We start from the raw sequence: 17678 nt of genomic DNA, 5'->3' as shown, positions 1-17678 counted from the left end.
TTCCCCCCCTTGCCGGACGGCGGAGACCGCAGACTGGTTCGCCCGCTCGGCCATCCGTACGAGCGATGCCCCTGGGCTCCCTGGGGGTACCGGTCCCGGCACGAGGAGGTACGGGACCCGGCACGACATCCGGCCACGGCGCTCAACCGGTGGCCGGTGCTCGGCACGGCGCGGTGGCCGCGGGCCGGGCGGGCGGTGCGCCCGCCCGGCCCGCGGCGTCACCGCCCGGCCACCGGCAGCAGATGCCCGCGCAAGGGCACGACGAGACAGCCGCGCAGACGCTTGGTCGTCTCGTGGCCCACGCCGTAGTCGATCCGGTCGAACTCCTTGCTGGTGACGTACATCAGCGGCGCGTAATACGTGGCCGCCAGGTGGGCGTACGGCGTGGCGCGGCCCTCCTCGGTGGTGCCGGCGTAGATGTTCTGCAGGACGCGGTCCCGGGCGACGAACAGCGCGTGGGCCAGGAGGCGGCCGTCGCGGACGACCGAGTACAGCACGAGGTCGTCGCCGAACGCCTCGATCAGGGCGCTCAGCCTGCGCCGTTCGCTCTCCTCGTCCGCGGGCTGGCCGTAGTGGCGCAGCAGACAGCAGCGCGCGGCCACCACCTCGTCGAACCGGGGCCGCGGGTCCTCGCGGACCACCTCGCCGCCGGCCTCGGCCAGCCGGCGCAGCTGACGCAGGATCTCGGCCCGCCGCCGGTTGCGCGGCCCCGAGTGGTAGTCGTCCCAGTCCGCCCAGCCGATCTCCAGCACCGACCGGGAGGTCAGATCGAAGCTCGCGCCGCCGAGGGCCGTGGTCACCGGGTCGAGCACGGCGGCGCCTTCGGGGGTGGTGTAGAGCACGCACACCGTCGCCAGCCCGGCGTCCCGCGCGTGGTCCAGCACCGCGGACAGGCAGTCGCGTACCGCGTCCTGGCGGCGGCCGGCCGGTCCGACCGGGTCACCGAGGTAGCCGGGGGCGGACAGCACCACGCTGGGGAGCATGTCCGCCGCCGCGCCGCCGAGCTGCGGGGCCACCGGCCCGTCGGCGTGCGCGGCGGGGAAGACCTCGGGGTCGGCGCGCAGGATCGTCCACGGGTTGTACGCCTCGTAGGCGCCCGGCTCCCCGACCACCGCGCCCACGAGGCCGAGCGCGGCACCGTCGTCGTCCTCGTGCAGCACCATCAGGGGCTTTCCGGGCAGCCGACTGAGCATGATGTCGATCCAGCGGGCGCTCTGCACCGCGGAGCCGGGGTGCAGCCGGCCCCAGCGTGCGGCGTCGAAGTGCGCGGAGATCTCGGTGCGGGGCATTCCTCTCCTTCGTTCTGTCGTGGGCCGGTCCTCGTGGACGGTTCAGCGGGGGGCCAGGTCGGGCTCGGCCGCGGGGACATCGGCCGGCGGCTCGGCCTTCAGGCCCCGGATGCTGGGGGCGAGCAGCGCCGCGAGACTGAGCAGGACGGCTGCCCCGCCGGCCACGACGGCCGCGCCCCGTGCGTCCAGGGAGGTGACCAGCGGGCCCATCAGCAGGGTGCCCAACGGGATCAGGCCGTCGAACCCGAGGAACGACAGGCTGCCCACCCTGCTGGTGAGGTTCTCCGGCACCCGGTCCTGGAGCAGGCTCGGGTAGAGGGAGTTGAAGACGTGCAGCCCGATGCCGTACAACAGCGCGAGGGCCAGCGCCGGGACGCCCCCGCCGAAGAATCCGACGGCGGTCAGCGCCGCCGCCATCATCAGCAGCATCGCGAACATGCTGGTGCCCAGCCGTTTGACGGTGAGCCGCATGAGGATCACGGCACCGATCAGCGCGCCGACGCCCTCCAGCGCGTAGAAGACGCCGAGCGACTGGGCCTGGCTGGTGCCCTCCGGGGACATGATCAGCGGCACCGGTACGTCGAGCACACCGGCGAAGACGGCGTTCACCAGCGCGCCGACGCCCAGGAAGATCAGCAGCCAGGGCACGCCCCGCACGTAGTGCAGCGCCTCCACGATGTCCCGGCCGAACCGGCGCAGTTGCTCGCCCATCGGCTGACGCGGCTCGTCGGCCGCTTCGCCGTCGGTCACCGGCCGGGCGCCGGTCACGCCCTTCGGCCGGACCATCAGCAGGATTCCGGAGAGCAGGAAGGTCAGCGCGTCGAAGGCGAAGGTGGCGGGCGCCCCGATGAACCCCACCAGCAGACCGCCGATCAGGGGGCCGCCGATCAGCCCGAACTGCATGCTGACCGACAGCGCGGAGTTCGCGGGGACCAGCTTGTCCCGCGACGTGATCTCCAGCATGTACGAGAACGAGACCGGCATGAAGAAGCCGTCGGCGATCCCGATGAGCAGCGAGAGCGCCACCAGCAGCAACGCGCTGGTCGTCCAGTAGGTGGCGGCGGCGATCAGCAGCAGGACGACCACCCGCGCCATGTCGCACACCACCAGGACCTGCCGCCGCGCCTTGGTCCGGTCTCCCACCGCCCCACCGACCAGGTAGAACAGCAGCGAGGGCACCAGCAGCGCGGCGGTGGCGGCGGCGAGCACCGACGCCGATCCGGTCACGGTGATGAGGTGGGTGGCGAAGGCGATGCGGAAGGCGTAGTCGCCGACCAGGGACAGCGTGCGGGCCGCCCAGAAACGGCGGAAGGCCGGCTGGGCCATGATTCCCCGGTGTGACTGGGGAGCGGAGCTCACGGGGGACTCCCTAGGTAGAAACGGATCGGAACAGAGGGCCGACCGGCACTAGAAGGCGCGGCCCGACCAGGCCCACTGGGGCCGGAACGGTTCGAGGAGGGGCTGGATGCCGGGCGCGCACCGCTCGTCGCCGAACGCGCGGAACAGCTCCTCCGCGAGGTCGAGCAGCCACGGCAACGCCTCCTCCTGCGGCAGCCGGTCGGCGAAGAGCACCTTGTCGCACTGCGCGAACAAGGCAGGCGTTCCGGGGAGTCGGGCGGCGACGGCCGCCCTGGACAGCAGGTGCTTGGTGCCGTACGTGATCCGGCCGAAGGCGTTGAGGCCGGCGGTGAGGAGCGCTTCGGCGGCGCCCCGGCACATCAGTTCCCGGGCGGGAGAGCTGAGCACCGTGGTGTCGGCCAGGAGGCTCATCGTGTCGACGAAGGCCAGTGCCGCCGCCGACGCGCGGACGAGGTCGGCGTCGATGCCCTTCTTGATCTCCTCCAGGCGGTCGGCGTTGGACAGCGGCAGGCCCGTGCTGACCCGCTGGACGAGCCGCAGTTCCAGGCCCTGGAGGTTGGCCAGGTCGGGCGGTGCGTCGCCGGTGGCCGGCCGTACGGCCTGCTGCACCAGGGCGATCGCGTCCTCGCTGACGTACTCGATGTTGACCATCAGTTCGCCGGCCATGCCGTCGAAGCTGTCCCCGAAGATCGAGGGATGGTTGGTGGTGCCGGGTACCCCGCGCGCGCCCGGTCCGGGCATCAGGACGAGGATGTCCAGGTCGGAGGTCGGGTTGGCCTCGCCGGTCGCGTAGGAACCGGCCAGCATGACCACGTCGCCGGGCCGGTCGTCCACCAGAGCGGCGATGCGCTCGGGGGTGGCGCCTTGCCGGCCCAGTGCGGCCTGTACCGAGGGGGGGAGGGCGTCCAGAAGGGCAGGGTCCATGGTGGTGGCTCGCTTCTGCTCGAAGGTCAGGGGCGGGTGAGGGCCGTGCGCAGCCGGTGCAGGCCGTCCTTGAGCTGGTCGGCGGGGAGCGCGAAGGAGAGCCGCAGACGGCCGGGGGCGCCGAAGGCCGCGCCGTCGACCACCGCCACCTCGTGCCGGGCGCGCAGCCAGCCGACGACGTCCTCCCGTGCCTGCGGCGGGGCACTGTCGGCCAGCCAGCCGCGCAGGTCGGGGAAGAGGAAGATGCCGCCCGCCGGGCGGGCGCAGTGCACTCCGGGGATGCCGGCGAGGGCGTCGAGGGCCAGGTCGAGATGGGTCGCGAGGCGGGCGCCGAGCTCCCGGCGTCCGGGCTCCCCGGTGGTCAGCACCTGCTGCGCGATGTCCTGGACCACTCCGCTGGCACCGCCGATGAGGTGGGAGGCGGTGGCCGTGATCCGGGTGGCGGTGTCGGGCCCGGCCACGGCCCAGCCGAGCCGCAGACCCGCCAGCGCGTGGCTCTTGGTGACCGCGTCGGTGAGCACCACGTGGCCGGGCAGCTCCGGGTAGAGCTGGGTGACCGTGGGCGCCGGCTCCTCGTACAGCGCGACACCCCGGTACACCTGGTCGAACAGCAGGGTCAGCCCGCGCTCCGCCGTCCACTCGGTGAGGCCGCGCAGCTCCTCGGCGGAGACCACCGCGCCGTCGGGGTTGCGGGGGGAGTTGAGGATCAGCATGGCGGTGCGCCCGGTCGTCAGCCGCGCCAGCGCCTCCAGGGACGGAGCGCCCTGACCGGGCTCCGTGGGGACGGGCACCGGCGTCCCGCCGGCCATCTCGACGAGCCGGGGGAAGCTGGCCCAGTACGGCGTCGGGAGCAGCACCTCCCGGCGGTCGCCGCGCAGGGCGGACAGCAGGGCGGTGAAGATCGCCTGCCGGGCGCCGGGGGTGACCACCACCTGGTCCGGGGTGAACCCCGCGGTGCCGCCGTCCGCCGCGTAGGCGGTGATGGCCTCGCGGAGCGCCAGGTCGCCGGCGGGGGAGCGGTAGGGCTGGTCCGCGCGGCGGGCGGCGGGGACGGCCCCCGGATCGTGCTGGGCGACGCGGATGTCGCCGGTGGAGAGGACCACCACGTTGCCGCTCTGGTCGGTGACGGCGGTGGGAGCGAGCGTGGTCATCGGGCGGCTCCGTCGGGCAGGACACGGCCCACCCGGCCGGCGAGCAGGGCCGGGTCACCGGCGAGGGCGTCCCGGACGAGTTCGGCGACCCGCCGGCGGCTGCTGGCCTCCGCCTCCTCGGACAGGAAGGCCCGGTGGCTGGTGAAGACGGAGTGCGGGTGGTCGAGCACCGGCTTCCAGCGCGGGTCCTGGTGCGGGTTCTCCGGAGCGAAGACGTCCAGCCCCGCGCCGGCGATCGCGCCCTCGTCCAGCGCCCTGCCGAGTGCCTCCGGGTCGATGAGGCGGCCGCGGGCCGCGTTGACCAGGAAGGCGTCGGACTTCATGGCCCGCAGCTCGGCCTCCCCGATCAGGCCTTCGGTGCCGGGGGTGAGCGGGCAGTGCAGCGTCACCAGGTCGGACTCGGCGAGGAGTTCTTCCAGCGTGTCGACGGTGCGGGCGCCGTAGCCCTCGGCGAGGTCCCGGCCGATGTAGGGGTCGTACACCAGCACCTGGCCGTAGAACGTGCCGAGCTTGCGGGCGACGGCCCGGCCGATCCGGCCGAAGCCGACGATGCCCAGGGTGCGGCGGCTGACCCGGCGCGGAGCGCCACCGGCGTAGATGTCGAAGGTGCCGCCGGCCAGGGTCACGTGCTGCGGCACCACGTGCCGTTCCAAGGCGAGGGCGAGCGCCGAGGTGTGCACGGCGACCTCGTCCACGCAGTAGTCGGGCACGTTGAAGCCGGGCAGCCCGCGCTCCGCGAGCAGGTCGGCGTTGAGGTTGTCCACGCCCACGCCCTGCCGGACCACGACCCGCAGCCTGTCACCCGCCGCGTCCAGCAGGGCGTCGGTGACCTGGCAGCGGTACACCACCAGGGCGTCGGCACCGGCGGCGCGTTCCAGCAGCCGCTCGTCGGTCAGGACGTAGCGGCCGTCCTCGTGCGGAGCGGTGAGCAGTTCGACGCCGTCGCCCAGGACGTCACGCTCGACGGTGGCCAGGGAGAGGTCCTGCCGGCCGTCGGCGACCAGCCAGGCGGGGTCGGTGTACAGGACACGCTGTGCGTTCATCGCGAGGCGCCTTCCGTCAGTGAGGGCCGGACGAACCGGCCGAGGACGTCTTCGGGGGTGAGCGTGCAGGGGTTGTTCATGGCTCGGCCGGAGTGCAGCGCCTCGGCCACCACGTCGGCCCAGTCGCCGGCCGGCAGGGCGAGGTCGGCGAGGTCGGCGGGGTGGCCGCCGGCCTGGAGCAGGTCCGCGAGCAGCTCTTCCGGTTCGCGGCCGGTGTGCGCCCGCACCGTCCGGCGGATCTCGGCGACCCGCCCGTGCAGGACGCGGACACCGGGCGACGGGCACTCCCGGGAGGTCGCCGCGGCGTGCCGGCCGATGAGCCAGCGCAGGTGCAGGGCCACGGCGACGCCGTGCGGCAGGCCGAGCCGGCTGGTCAGCGCGTACGACAGGGCGTGGGCCGCGGTCGTACGGGTGACGTCGATGGCCGCCCCGGCGAGGGCCGCGCCCAGGGACAGGTCGTGCCGTACCTCGGCCGGCCGTCCCGTGTCGGCCAGTTGCCGCAGCGCGGGGAGGAGGGTGTGCAGCGCCTCCTCGGCCCACTCCAGCGACTGCGGGGTGGCGGCGCGGGCCCAGGAGGACTCCACGGCCTGGCTGAAGGCGTCGAGCGCGCCGGCCACCGTCGTCGGCACCGGCACGGTCGCGGTCAGCTCGGGGTCCACCAGGACCACGTCGGCCCGGGCCCCGGCCGTGTCCAGGGACAGCTTGCGGCCGTCCCGGTACAGGGTGGCGAACCGGGTGAGTTCGCTGCCCGAACCGGCGGTGGTGGGCACCAGGACCAGCCGCCCCGGGCGCTCCCGGCAGACCAGGTCGGGCGTGCCGAGGCAGTCCGCCGGGTCCGCGTCCTGCGCGGCGAGCACGGAGGCGGCCTTGGCCACGTCCATGCTGCTGCCGCCGCCGATGCCGACGACGGCGTCGGGGCGCAGCCGGCGGATGACCCGTACCGCCTCCTCGATGTGGCCGAGCTCCGGGTTGGGCCGTACGTCGCCGAAGTGGTGCACCTCGTACCCGGCCCGGCCGGGGCGGGTGAGGCGGGCCGCCGGGCCGGTGGCGTACGACGGCCCGTGCACGAGCAGCACGCGCCGGGCGCCGGCGGCCGCCAGCACGGCGTTGAGCCGTGCGGCGGCGCCGGTCCCGAAGAACGCGGCGGGGTGTCCTGGCAGCCGTCGCAGTCCGGCGACGGCCGCGGGGGGAACCGTACCGGTCACGACAACGGCACCTGCCCCGCGGTCAGTTCCGCGCTGAACCGGCGCGCGATCTCGGGGACGGTGACGGCCCCGGAGGCCCGTTCGCCCGCCGCGCCGCCCGCCCGGCCGCGGACCACCAGGAGCGTGGGCCCTTCGGCGCGGAAGGCGTCCTGGATCGCGGGCCGCACCGCCGCCGTGGAGGCCACGTACCGCACCCGGTGGTAGCCGCTGCCCCGGGCGATGGTGTCGAACTCCGTGGTGGCCGCGGTGGTGGCCTGCCCGCCGGTGGAGTCGTAGACCTGGTTGTCGAACAGCACGTGCACCAGGTTCGGCGGCGCGAAGTGCCCCACCGTGGTGAGCGCTCCCATGTGCATCAGCACGGAGCCGTCACCGTCGAGCACCACGAACCGTTCCGACGGGCGGGCCAGGGCGGACCCCAGGGCCAGGGAGGCCACATGGCCCATCGAGCCCTGCATGTAGAAGTTGCGCGGCCGGTCGCCCTGGTTGAACAGCGCGCGGGACAGGTAGCCGGTGGTGGAGAAGACGAACTCCGGGCCGACCTCGGCGAGCACGGCTTCCACCAGGTCGTCGCGGTCGGGCAGCTCGCCGTCGGCCGGCTGCGGCACCGCGTCCGGCGTGCCGGCCGCCTTCTCGTCCTGCACCGCGCCCTTGGCGACCAGGACGAACGCCGGCCGTCCGGAGGCGAGGACCGGCCGGGTCTCCTCCAGGACCTCGTCGATGCCCGGCCCGTCCGGCAGGAGCATCCGGTGCGGTACGTCGAGGGAGTCGAGCCAGTCCGGCACGACGCGGCCCATCCAGTGGTGCTGGGGCTCGCCGCTGGACGCCTTGGGCCAGCCCCGCATGCTGACGAACACCAGCACCGGGATCTGATAGGGCAGGACCAGCGAGGTCAGCGGGTTGACGAGGTTGCCGAAGCCGGAGTTCTGGGCGATCACCGCGGCCGGCCGCCCGGCCAGCCGGCTGCCGGCCGCGGTGGCCAGCGCGGTGCCCTCGTTGGCGGCCGGCACGTAGTGGATACCGGGCCAGTGGCCCAGTTCGCTGATGGGGCCGCCGAAGTACGAGCAGGGCACTCCGGCGACCAGACCGATGTCGTGGTTTTCGAGCGCGGTGACGAACGCCTTGGAGGTCGTGGTCACGGCGCGGTCCGGAAGGCCGCGGTCATGCCCTGCAGCGCGAAGATCTCCGGCATGGTCGCGATGTCGGCGTCCACGGACTCGGCGCGGCCCTCGGCGCGCAGCTTCCCGAGCACCTCGCGCACGTTCTTCACGGCCGCGCGCATGCCCTGGTTCGCGTAGATGACCAGGCGGTACCCGGCGTCGAACAGGGCCTTCTCCTCCACCGAGGCGTAGGTGGTGGGCACCGCCACCAGCGGTACGTCGCGGTCCCAGGCGTCGCCGAGCTCCAGGATGTCGTCCGGGCGGCGGCTCTTGCTGTGGATCAGTACGGCGTCCGCCCCGGCGTCCGCGTACGCGTGGGCGCGCTCCAGCGCCTCGGGCACGCCCTGGCCCGAGATGAGCGCCTCGGTACGGGCGATCAGCAGGAAACGCTCGTCCTTCTGCGTCTGCTTGCCGGCCTCGATCTTGAGGGCGAACTCCTTGGTGGGCAGCAGGTCCTGACCGGCGTCCGCGAAGCTGTTGATCTTCGGGAACAGTTTGTCCTCGATGCACATCGCGGCGATGCCGGCCCGCTCGTAGCGCTCCACGGCGAACGCCACGTTGAGCGGCCCGCCGAACCCGGTGTCGCAGTCCGCGATCACCGGGATGTCGATGATCGCGTCCATCGCCTCGGCGGCCGCCAGGAACTGCGTCATCGTCACCAGACTGGCGTCCGGCAGGCCGTAACTGGCCGAGACCTCGAAGCTGGAGCACCAGACGGCGTCGAAGCCGGCCTGTTCCACCAGCTTGGCGCTGAGACCGTCGTGCGCGCCCACCGCGGCCACCGGCCGGGGACCGGCGAGCAGCTCACGCAGCCGTGCGGACTTGTTCGTGGTGGTGGCGTTCTCAGACATGTCAGTTACCTTCCTTGCTGTACCAGAGCCGGTCTTCGTTGACATAGCGCTCGATCCCGCCGTCGGGCATGGCGCCGAGGGCGTGCCGCACCTCGGGCAGCACCGCACCCGCGATGCGCAGCAGCAGCACTCGGGGGGAGGGCGCCTCGGGGTCCGTGCGGACGAAGGAGAGCGGGACCTCCGGCATGAGGTACGCGGAGTCGCCGGGTTGCAGCTCCTCCTCGTACCGCTCCCCGTCGGCCTCCCAGAGCAGCCGAACGGGCTGGTCGCCCAGCACGTAGAGGTAGCTGTGCTGGTAGGTGGAGAGCCAGGCGGTGTCCTCGGCGGAGCGGGCCAGCACCTCGGTCTCCAGCGCGGTGGTGTGCGGGTGCGAGGCGTCGCCGGCGAGCTGGGTGAAGCGGTAGGCGGGGGTCTTCGCCGGGTAGTGCCAGCGGTGGGCGGTCGCGGACCGCTGAAGGACCACGCCGCCGTCCGTGCGGGTGCTCGGCGGCAGCAGGTCGCGCTCGGAGATGCCGAGCGCCTCGGCCAGTTGGGCCCGCTCGGCGCCGGTCGGCTGCCGTTCTCCGTCGACCAGCGCCGCCAGGTGGTCGGCGGACAGCCCGGTGCGGCGTGCCAGCTCCTCGACGGTGACCGCCCTGGCCTGGAGGAACGAGCGCAGCAGGGCGGCCGGTCCGCCTCCGGGGGGCAGCTTGGCCCGGTGGGCGGCGGCGTTGCCGAGGATGGCCAGTTCGCGCTGGGCGTCCCCGACCAGGTCACCGCCGTAGGTGAGGGCCAGGATGTACGCCGGTTCGTCGGTGGACCGCGCGGTGAAGGAGTGCGGGGCGAACGGCAGCCCCCACACCGAGTCCCCGGTCTCCATCGGGACGCAGACGCTGCGGTCCTGCCACCGGTAGTAGTAGTTCACCGGGCCGACGAAGTAGGTGAACTGATAGAGCAGATGACCGCGGTTCCAGCGGACGGCCGGGTTGTCGGCATCGTTGTCGTCCACCGGCTGGAGCATGCGGATCCACTCGGGGCGGTACGACGCCACACGGGACATCGCGGTGTCGCGGTACTCGTAGTAGTCGTCGCCGCCGCGGGCCAGCACCCGGGAGGACGCCTCCGACTCCTTGGCCCGCATCACCCGGACCCGCCGGGAGGTGTCGTCGTGGCCGGGCAGCAGATCGCGCTCGTTGAGCGGCCACACTTCGGCGGCTCGGCCCAGCAGGGCCAGGTCCACGGGCTGTTCGCCGCTGGTGAGACCGGCGAAGGTGCCGGGGGCGAGGCCGAGGTCGGCCTCGGCGGTGGTGTCGTCGCGCTTGAGATCGTTGGCGGCGGCGCGCAGCAGCGCTGCCGCCCGCCGGTCGAAGGCAGGGTCCGGTACGGACATGGTGGGCCTTTCCTCTGACGTTTGCGTGCGCGGGGGGAACGCCCCGCAGCGGGGCCGTACGGGTGCGCGGGCTCAGCGGCGCACGGCGGCACGGACCAGCGGCTGGGCGTGCAGGCCGTAACGGGTCTTGAACTCGTCGTTGCGGCGGCCGCATTCGAGGACCTGCCGCCCGGAGGCCATGCCGGCCTCCAGTTCGGCCGCGAACAGCACGTACTGCGGACTCCAGTTGAGTTCCCGCGGGTAGAGACAGCCGCCCGCCCAGGCGTGCATCCGGGTGCGGTCGTAGAGGCACAGGGAGACGGCGAGCAGCACACCGTCCAGATCCACGCGCAGGATGCCGCAGTCGGGGCCGAGGGCGTTCACCAGGGCGGCGAGCCGCTCCGGCGGGTAGTAGCCGGGGGCGTGCTTGTCCGCGGTGGCCTCGCACAGGTCCAGTACGTCCTGGTCGAGCGCTTCGGACCCCTGGCGCAGGGTGATCTTGGCGCCGGCGTCGCGGGCCCGCCGCGCGAACTGGCGCAGGGTGCGCCGGGAGGGACGGCTCACGGTGGTGAGGTGCTCGTCCAGGGTGGCGGGACCGCCGGTGAGGGGCAGGCGGTAACGCGGCACGGTGGACTCGGTCGCCACGCCGATCTCCGTGAGCAGCCGGGCGAGTTCGCCGTCGGCGGCCACATTGGCCAGCCCCCAGAGATCCACGTCGGAGCTGTCGGCCAGTTCACCCAGCGCGGTCCAGAACGTCTCCACCAAGGGAGCGGTCAGGGGTGCGCGACTGGGCAGCACGGTGTCGTAGCAGTGCCACACATGCCCCATCAGCACCGTGAGCAGAGCGTCGGACCCAGGGCCCGAGGCGAACGGGTCACGGGTGTGCTGGAGATACACCGGCAGTACGGCGACCGGTTCACCGGCCGGGTCCTCCCGTGCCACCAGGTAGCGTGCGCGGGACGGCGAGGTGAGCGGCAGCTTCTCCACGCTGCACAGGAAGTCGTAGCTGTAGAAGACGGGCGCTCCGCACGCCTCCACCAGCGAAGTCCAGGACCGGCGGCCCACCTCCTGCACCGAGTCGGCGACCGACACGGTGCAGGAGGCGGTACGGACGCCGATCACCTGGCCGCTTCCACGCTCGCCCGCAGGGGCGGGAAGTGCAGTGACGAGCCGAGCACCACACGCTCCCACTCGTCCAGGACCACACCCGACCGGCGCAGCCGCTCCTCCGCCCAGGCCATCCGGAGTTCGTCGCGCCACTTCGGGGTGAAGTCGCAGCGCACCACGTCCTCCAGACCGGTGGGGAGCCGGTCGCCGAGGACGGTGGCCAGCCGGTCGCCGGCGCCGGGCAGGCCCAGTTGGGACGTGTCGGCGAACTCGGCGGTGATCTGCTGCCGTACGGCGGCGGGCAGTTCCTCCCACAGCGCGCCCACCAGCCGGGTGCGCACCGAGGCCAGGACCTGCTCGAAGTCGCGGGTCTCCGGGTTGCCCGGCGTGTTCAGCCGGCACAACTGGTCGATCTCGGCGGCGACCTGCTCCGGGTCGCCCGCGTGCTCCGGAGTCAGACCGAAGACCGCGGCCTCCCGCTCGGAGTCCTCCGGACCGTCGGAGCTGTGCATCACGCTCATGGCGCTGTTGATGGCGTCGAAGTCCCGCCGCAGCGTGCCCAGGTCCGCGTCGGTCGGGTGCTGGTAGCCCTTGAGCTTGGCGAGTTCGGCGTGCCGGCCGTCGCAGCGGCAGATCAGGGCGATGGTGGGGCCGAGCCCGAGGACGGCGTCCACAAGACGGTAGCGCCAGGTCTGCCACTGGCCCGCGATGAGGTCCGAGTACAGGTCGTCGATCAGCTCCGGGTCGGCCTGCAGGGCCCGCGCGGCCACCGGCGGGAACCCCTCGTCCCGCAGCCGCTGCACCAGGTCGCCGTGCCGGCCCCGGTGGACGATGTCGGAACTCAGCAGGACGAACACGTGTCGGGACCAGAAGTCTTCAGCAGTCACGGACGCTGCCTTTCGTTCGGTTGCGGTAAGGCGGAGCCGTAGACGGTGTTCCGCTCCGGCAGGACAGGGACGGCGGCGGCGTGGTGCCGCACCGGACAGGCGTCGGGGGCGGCGACGCTCGCGTCGTCCGGCAGTGCGTACTGCCGCCACTTGAAGTCGGTGGAGGTGTCGCCGTCGCCGAGGGTGGGATGCGGGCCGATCCGGTCGTAGCGCGCCAGGCCCTCCCGGACCCGGCGTTTGGCGGCCTTGCCGGCCACCGTGCTGCCGCCGATGCCCTCGAAGACCCGCCGGACCTGGAAGACCAGGGTCAGGCACGGCCCGAGGTCACGGCTGCGGCGGTCCCGGTAGGCGGGGCTCGCGGCGAAGATGAACCACGGCTCGCCGTCGAAGCACCACTGCCAGCGGGGATCGGCGGGGTCGGTGGGCACATCGGCCGGCCAGGGCTCGGTGTCGTACGCCCGCAGTTCGTCCAGCAGCGTCCAGAACCGCCGGTGGTCGTCGGCGAGTTCCGCCCCGGGCACGGCCGGACCCACGAAGACGATGAGGGTCTGCCGCTTCGGCCCCTGCCAGGCCCGCTGCCGGTAGGCCCGCAACGACCGGGCGAGCGCGGCCGGGCCGTGCGTGTCCGGGTAGCGGGTGTCGACGGCGCTGAAGGAGTTGTTGCCGCGCTGCTGGCCCTGCGTCCCGAAGTAACAGGGATAGGACGGATCTTCGGCGAGAATCCGCTCGGTGAAGACGCTGTGCGCTTCCGGGACCCAGCCGAAAGGCTCGTCGCCGGAACCGGAGCGCGACACCTCGGAGTCCCTCCATAGATAGCTTTCCAAAGAACGCTCCGAAAGGGTCGTTGGAGAATACTGCGAGCCGCGCCGCCCGAAGGCCGGAAGAGATGTGCTGGGGCGGGGCTCGCCGCGCAGAACAATCACAACAGCGCTCACTCAGGACTGTCAAGACTCTGCTGCTCCGAAGGATTTGCGAGAGGGAAGAGTGCTTGCCCGTTAAGGAAAGCCGATACCACCGCGAATACCTCACCCCGCGCGCGTACGCGTACGGTACTGATCGCCACTACGGGGGTGACCAGCGGCGCCGGGCCGCAGCGAGGTGCTCGCGGCTCGGGTACACAAGGGCAACGCACGCTTCCCGTTGGTCCCGGATCGGCCGCCGGCCCTTTTCACCAGCGCCATCGTGACTAGGGTTTTGGCTCATCCGCACAGCAGTCGACGAACACCCGGCCGACGCCGGTACCGGACATTGACGAGAGTCCGCCGAGCCCGGGACATGTCCCGGACCGCGTTGCTCCGACAACGTTGTTCTCACCACGGGCAAACGGCTTCCGGGCAACCGGTCCACACGACAGGGCATCGAGCCGAAAAAGGTTGTGCAATGACATCGCAAATCAACGGGAATGCGCCGGCGGCACGCCAGGAAAGGCAGCCGGTCATTCTGCTCGACCGCCTCGGCTATTCCTCGTACCGAGGCCCGGACGGCCGCCCTTTCCTGTCCACGGACCGCTGGGAGGTACGGCTGGTCACCGCACTGGAGCGGGCCGGTGAAGCCGTGGGCGCCGAGCTGGCGTCCGTCGTCGGGGTGCCCGGTGTCGAGCCCGCGCCGTTCGCCGAGGCGGTCCGCTTCCAGCACCGCTGGGGCGGCCGGCCGGCGGCCCGCCTGGTGGCGGTCACCGAACGCTTCCTGCTGCCCGCCGCCGAGCTGCGCGAAGAGCTGGGCATCCCCGGTCAGCGCGTCGAGCAGGCACTGCTCTTCCGCGACAAGGTGCTGATGAAGGAGCACCTGCGCGACCACGGCATCGCGGTACCGGACTTCGCCCCGTTCTCCCGGGAGGCCGCGCTGACGCTGCTGGACAAGTACCACCGCGTGGTCGTCAAGCCGCGGCTCGGCGCCGGGTCCAGCGAGATCCACCTGCTGGACGACATCGCCGGAATCGACCGGTTCGTACGGGAACACGCCGACCGGCTCGTGGAGTTCGAGGTCGAGGAGTTCGTCGACGGGCAGCTCTACCACGTCGACAGCGTGGTGCAGGACGCGCACGTCACGGCGGCGGTGGCCGGCCGGTACGTGGACAGCACCATGTCGTACCGGCGGCTGGAGCCCTGCCGCGACGTCGCCGTGCCCGACGGCCCGCTGCTCGACGCGCTGCTCGCGTTCAACCAGGCCGTACTCGCCGCGTACCCGGGCTTCACCGGGGTCGCGCACCACGAAGTGTTCCTGTCCCCCTCGGGCCCCGTGTTCTGCGAGATCGCGGCGCGGGCCGGGGGAGGAGGCATCCTCGCCGGCTTCCGGTCACGTACCGGGGCCAACCTCGACGAGGTCATGCTGCGGGCCCAGTTGGACGGCAGTGTCCCGCACGTACCGGCCCCCGACGCCCACCTGACCGGCTTCACGGCCCTGTACGCCGAGCCCGGCCGGGTACTGAGCACCCCGAGAGTGCCCGAGGAACCATGGATCACCGAAGCGCAGATCCTGGTACAGGAAGGCGACCTGCTCGCCCCGCCGACCAGGTACAGCGACGCGGCGGCCATCGTCTCGGTACGCGGCGACACCGAGGCACAGGTCATGTCCAGACTCGCGGCCCTGGCCGAGCGCATCAGCATTCCCACGGCGGCGGAACCGCTGTAGAGCGCCGCACGGCCCGGCGCGGTGCCGTCGGGGCGCCGCGCCGGGCCGTGCGGTCGCCGTCAGCCGTGCGCCGCCGGCTGCTCCTCCAGGTACCGGGCGTACCGTTCCAGTCCGGCCCGCCCGTCCGGCACGAACGGCCACTCCGGGTCGGCCAGCCGCGCCGTCAGCTCCTCCCAGGTCATCCACCAGCCCTCGGCGACCTCGCTCGCCTGGTGCACCACCGGGCCGTGCAGCTCCGGGTCGTACTCGGCCACGTACACGCAGGCCAGGTAGTTGGCGTGGGCGTCGGCGAACCAGTAACGGAAGCAGGGGCGCACCGGGCAGCCGCGGACGCCGAGCTCCTCCGTCACCTCCCGCTCGGCGGTCTCGTCCGGGTCCTCCCCGGCGGCCACCACACCGCCGGCCCAGGCGTCGTGCATGCCCGGGTAGACGTCCTTGGTGTCGGTACGGCGATGCACGTACACCCGGCCCTCCGGGTCGCGCAGCAGCACCTGCGTCGCGCAGTGCGGCAGGTTCTCCGCGCGCATCTTGCTCCGGGGCGCCGAGCCGACGACACGGCCGCTCAGATCACCCTCGGCGTAGAGGGCCACGATTTCTTCCACCACTCGGTTCAGCTTCCTCTCAGACCGTGCCGGAACGGATGGCATGGGCAACGGCGTGTGTGCGGTTGCGCAGTCCCAGCCTGGCCAGCATCGTATGGATCGCGTTCTTGATGGTGCGCTCGGAGTACCCGAGTTCCTTGGCCACCTCGCCGGTGCTCCAGCCGTCGGCGAGCATCCGCAGGATGCTCATCTCCCGGGTGTCGAAGCCGGCCGCGTTGAGCTGGTGCGGCTCCAGGATGTCGCGCTGGAGGTGGTGCAGCAGCGTGACCAGCGAATCGGCGACCCCGGTGCGCTGCCGACGGTCGCAGACGGCGTCCGCGATCGCGCCCAGATCGCTCTGGGCGCGCGGCAGTACGTCCGTCAGGCCGTGCGCCACGGCGCGCATGAGCTGGTACTCCGACATGGAGTCCGCGACCAGGATCAGCCGCTGGGAAGGCCGTTGCCAGGCGTCCCGCCGCCCCAGCCGGGCGAGCGCCTCGTCGGTCCCCTCGGGGGACACCAGGATCAGGACGACGTCCGCCTCCGTCAGCCGGTCGTCGCCGACGACCGAGATCAGCGGGTTGCTCCGCAGGAAGGCGACCGTGCCGTCGAGGGTGATGGGGTCGTCCGCCAGCACGGCCACGCTGACCGGGTCCGTGCTCCGCTCCGTGCCGGCGGGCCTGCCGCCCCGGTCGGTGGGGGGCCGCAGCGCCGCGAGGTGGGTCGCACCGGCGACGCGGGGCGGCCGGCCGTCGGGCGGCGGGACCGCCATCGGGCGGGCCGGTCGGCGGGTGGGCGATTCCGGGTCTGGCCGGGCACCGCTGTGCGACGGTGCCGGCGAGCCCGATGGGAGCGTTTGTTGCATCTTGTCTTGCCTTCCGTACCTTGCACGGCCGCGCCGTGGGCGGGCCCTGGTGAGGGCCGTCCGGGCGGTGTGGTGACACGCCGGACGGGCTCCGTTCCTTGTCGAGCTGCTCATGGGCGGGACGTTGTGTCCCGGGAGGAATGCGACGCCGCGACGCGCGGCGTGGCGCACGCGAAGGCCGGCGGGCCTGCCGCGTGAGCGCTCTCACGTCGGGGCTGCCCCGGCTGTTGTCCGCTGCATGGCTCGCCTTCCCCTCGTGCCGACTGCGGTCCGTGGAAGTTCCGTCAGGAGCCGGCCGGAGGAAGGCACTCCTCCGCTTGCTCACCCACGGTTTCTGCGCCGGTCATCGTGCGGCACGTTCCTTGCGACAGACTGGTCGGGATGTTGGCGGTTCCTTGGCGGCCTCTTGAGGCGGGCACCGTGTCGCTGCCCGAAACCCTGCGTGTTCCTTGCTGTTCGCTTGTCATTCACTTGCCGGAGGCCCGTCGGCGATCTTGGAGGATGTCTTTTTCTGTGCCAGGATCCGATTTGAGGCCGGCCGCGAGGTGCCGGCCCTCTTTCAAGCGCCGCCCGGCGCGAGAACGATTGAGAACGAGATGCCCGAACCCCCCATAGCGAGTCCTTTACGGAGCGATGGTGCCGATGTTCCCCGGCTGAGCGTCCTGGGCACCATGTCCGTACGGCACGAGGGGCGTGACCGGCCGCTCGGACCGCCGCGCCAGCGGGCACTTCTCGCGCTGCTGCTCGTCCGCCTGGGCCGGGTGGTGCCCACCGAACTGCTCGTCGAGGAGCTGTGGGGCCAGGAGCCGCCGCGTCACGCGGTCGCCACGCTGCAGAGCTACGTCTCGCACCTGCGCCGCGCCCTCGACCCCGCGGCCGCCCCCGAGCGCGTACCCCTCCTGCGCCACCGCTCGCCGGGCTACGTACTGGAGCTGGACCCGGGGGAGATCGACGTCTTCCGCTTCGAGCACCTGGTCACCGACGGACGGCGCCTGCTCGAAGCCGGTGACCCGGACGGCGCCCGCGACCGGCTCACCACCGCGCTCGGCCTGTGGCGCGGCTCGCCGTACGCGGAGTTCGACGCGCACCCCTCGCTGAACGACGAGACGAACCGGCTGGAACAGCTCCGGCTCACCGCGGTGGAGTCCTGCGCGGAGGCCCAGTTGGCACTGGGGGCGGCCGAGGAAGTGGCGGGGGGGGGGGGCGGCGCCGGCCCCCCCCCCCCCCCCCCCCCCCCCCCCCGGCGGCGCCCCCCCGGGGGGGCGGGGGCCCCCCCCCCC

At 72.7% G+C, this 17678-nt stretch carries 16 protein-coding genes; 2 read left to right on the top strand and 14 right to left on the bottom strand.

Annotated features, from left to right (window positions below; all coding sequences use genetic code 11):
* Positions 1–218: 218 nt before the first annotated feature.
* The 12 genes from ACZ4QV_RS20085 to ACZ4QV_RS20030 all read right to left on the bottom strand — a co-directional run bounded on the left by ACZ4QV_RS20085 (position 219) and on the right by ACZ4QV_RS20030 (position 13115).
* Positions 219–1289: a GNAT family N-acetyltransferase gene (locus ACZ4QV_RS20085; RefSeq protein ID WP_361150877.1), complete on the bottom strand. Its 1071-nt coding sequence runs from the start codon at positions 1287–1289 to the stop codon at positions 219–221.
* Between the two features lie 42 nt (positions 1290–1331).
* Entirely contained in the window at positions 1332–2648 is a 1317-nt protein-coding gene (locus ACZ4QV_RS20080; protein WP_361150879.1) for an MFS transporter, read from the bottom strand.
* Between the two features lie 48 nt (positions 2649–2696).
* Positions 2697–3572, bottom strand: a complete 876-nt coding sequence (locus ACZ4QV_RS20075; protein ID WP_361150881.1) for a nucleotidyltransferase domain-containing protein — start codon at positions 3570–3572, stop codon at positions 2697–2699.
* 26 nt (positions 3573–3598) lie between these two features.
* Positions 3599–4723, bottom strand: coding sequence for a pyridoxal phosphate-dependent aminotransferase (locus ACZ4QV_RS20070; RefSeq protein ID WP_361592528.1), 1125 nt, complete (start codon positions 4721–4723; stop codon positions 3599–3601).
* Positions 4720–5766 carry a C-terminal binding protein gene (locus ACZ4QV_RS20065; protein ID WP_361592525.1) on the bottom strand — a complete coding sequence of 349 codons (1047 nt, stop codon included), beginning with the start codon at positions 5764–5766 and terminating at the stop codon, positions 4720–4722. Before ACZ4QV_RS20065 ends, ACZ4QV_RS20070 begins: the two co-directional genes overlap by 4 nt.
* Positions 5763–6971 carry an iron-containing alcohol dehydrogenase gene (locus tag ACZ4QV_RS20060; RefSeq protein WP_361592522.1) on the bottom strand — a complete coding sequence of 403 codons (1209 nt, stop codon included), beginning with the start codon at positions 6969–6971 and terminating at the stop codon, positions 5763–5765. The genes ACZ4QV_RS20065 and ACZ4QV_RS20060 overlap by 4 nt, the downstream gene beginning before the upstream one ends.
* Positions 6968–8107, bottom strand: coding sequence for a phosphonopyruvate decarboxylase (gene aepY / locus ACZ4QV_RS20055; protein ID WP_361150891.1), 1140 nt, complete (start codon positions 8105–8107; stop codon positions 6968–6970). The genes ACZ4QV_RS20060 and aepY overlap by 4 nt, the downstream gene beginning before the upstream one ends.
* Positions 8104–8979: an isocitrate lyase/phosphoenolpyruvate mutase family protein gene (locus tag ACZ4QV_RS20050; protein WP_361150893.1), complete on the bottom strand. Its 876-nt coding sequence runs from the start codon at positions 8977–8979 to the stop codon at positions 8104–8106. Before ACZ4QV_RS20050 ends, aepY begins: the two co-directional genes overlap by 4 nt.
* Before the next feature lies 1 nt (position 8980).
* The gene (locus tag ACZ4QV_RS20045; RefSeq protein WP_361150895.1) at positions 8981–10348 is read right to left on the bottom strand and encodes a helix-turn-helix domain-containing protein; all 1368 of its coding nucleotides are present in this window, start codon (positions 10346–10348) and stop codon (positions 8981–8983) included.
* A gap of 72 nt (positions 10349–10420) precedes the next feature.
* Positions 10421–11449 (bottom strand): GNAT family N-acetyltransferase, encoded by a 1029-nt coding sequence (locus tag ACZ4QV_RS20040; RefSeq protein ID WP_361150898.1) that lies wholly within the window; start codon positions 11447–11449, stop codon positions 10421–10423.
* Positions 11446–12321, bottom strand: coding sequence for a nucleoside-diphosphate kinase (locus ACZ4QV_RS20035; RefSeq protein WP_361592517.1), 876 nt, complete (start codon positions 12319–12321; stop codon positions 11446–11448). The genes ACZ4QV_RS20040 and ACZ4QV_RS20035 overlap by 4 nt, the downstream gene beginning before the upstream one ends.
* Positions 12318–13115 (bottom strand): YqcI/YcgG family protein, encoded by a 798-nt coding sequence (locus ACZ4QV_RS20030; RefSeq protein ID WP_361150904.1) that lies wholly within the window; start codon positions 13113–13115, stop codon positions 12318–12320. The genes ACZ4QV_RS20035 and ACZ4QV_RS20030 overlap by 4 nt, the downstream gene beginning before the upstream one ends.
* Positions 13116–13701: 586 nt before the next feature.
* Between ACZ4QV_RS20030 and ACZ4QV_RS20025 the strand changes: the two genes are divergently transcribed.
* Positions 13702–14952: an ATP-grasp domain-containing protein gene (locus ACZ4QV_RS20025; protein WP_361150907.1), complete on the top strand. Its 1251-nt coding sequence runs from the start codon at positions 13702–13704 to the stop codon at positions 14950–14952.
* A 59-nt stretch (positions 14953–15011) separates the two neighbouring features.
* Here the strand turns inward: ACZ4QV_RS20025 and ACZ4QV_RS20020 are convergent, their stop codons facing one another.
* On the bottom strand, positions 15012–15557 hold the full coding sequence (locus tag ACZ4QV_RS20020) for an NUDIX hydrolase (protein WP_361150910.1): 546 nt from the start codon (positions 15555–15557) through the stop codon (positions 15012–15014).
* A 16-nt stretch (positions 15558–15573) separates the two neighbouring features.
* A complete protein-coding gene (locus tag ACZ4QV_RS20015) occupies positions 15574–16305 on the bottom strand; it encodes a helix-turn-helix transcriptional regulator (protein WP_361150913.1) in 732 nt (243 codons plus the stop codon).
* A gap of 689 nt (positions 16306–16994) precedes the next feature.
* On the opposite strand from ACZ4QV_RS20015, the gene ACZ4QV_RS20010 reads away from it, so the two are divergent.
* Positions 16995–17678, top strand: a 684-nt coding sequence (locus tag ACZ4QV_RS20010) for an AfsR/SARP family transcriptional regulator (protein ID WP_467763190.1), incomplete at its 3' end; no start/stop codon positions are given.

This window comes from Streptomyces sp. NPDC026394, assembly GCF_055567735.1.
The sequence above is the reverse complement of the archived record's forward strand: the minus strand, read 5'-3'. Positions and strand labels throughout refer to the sequence as shown.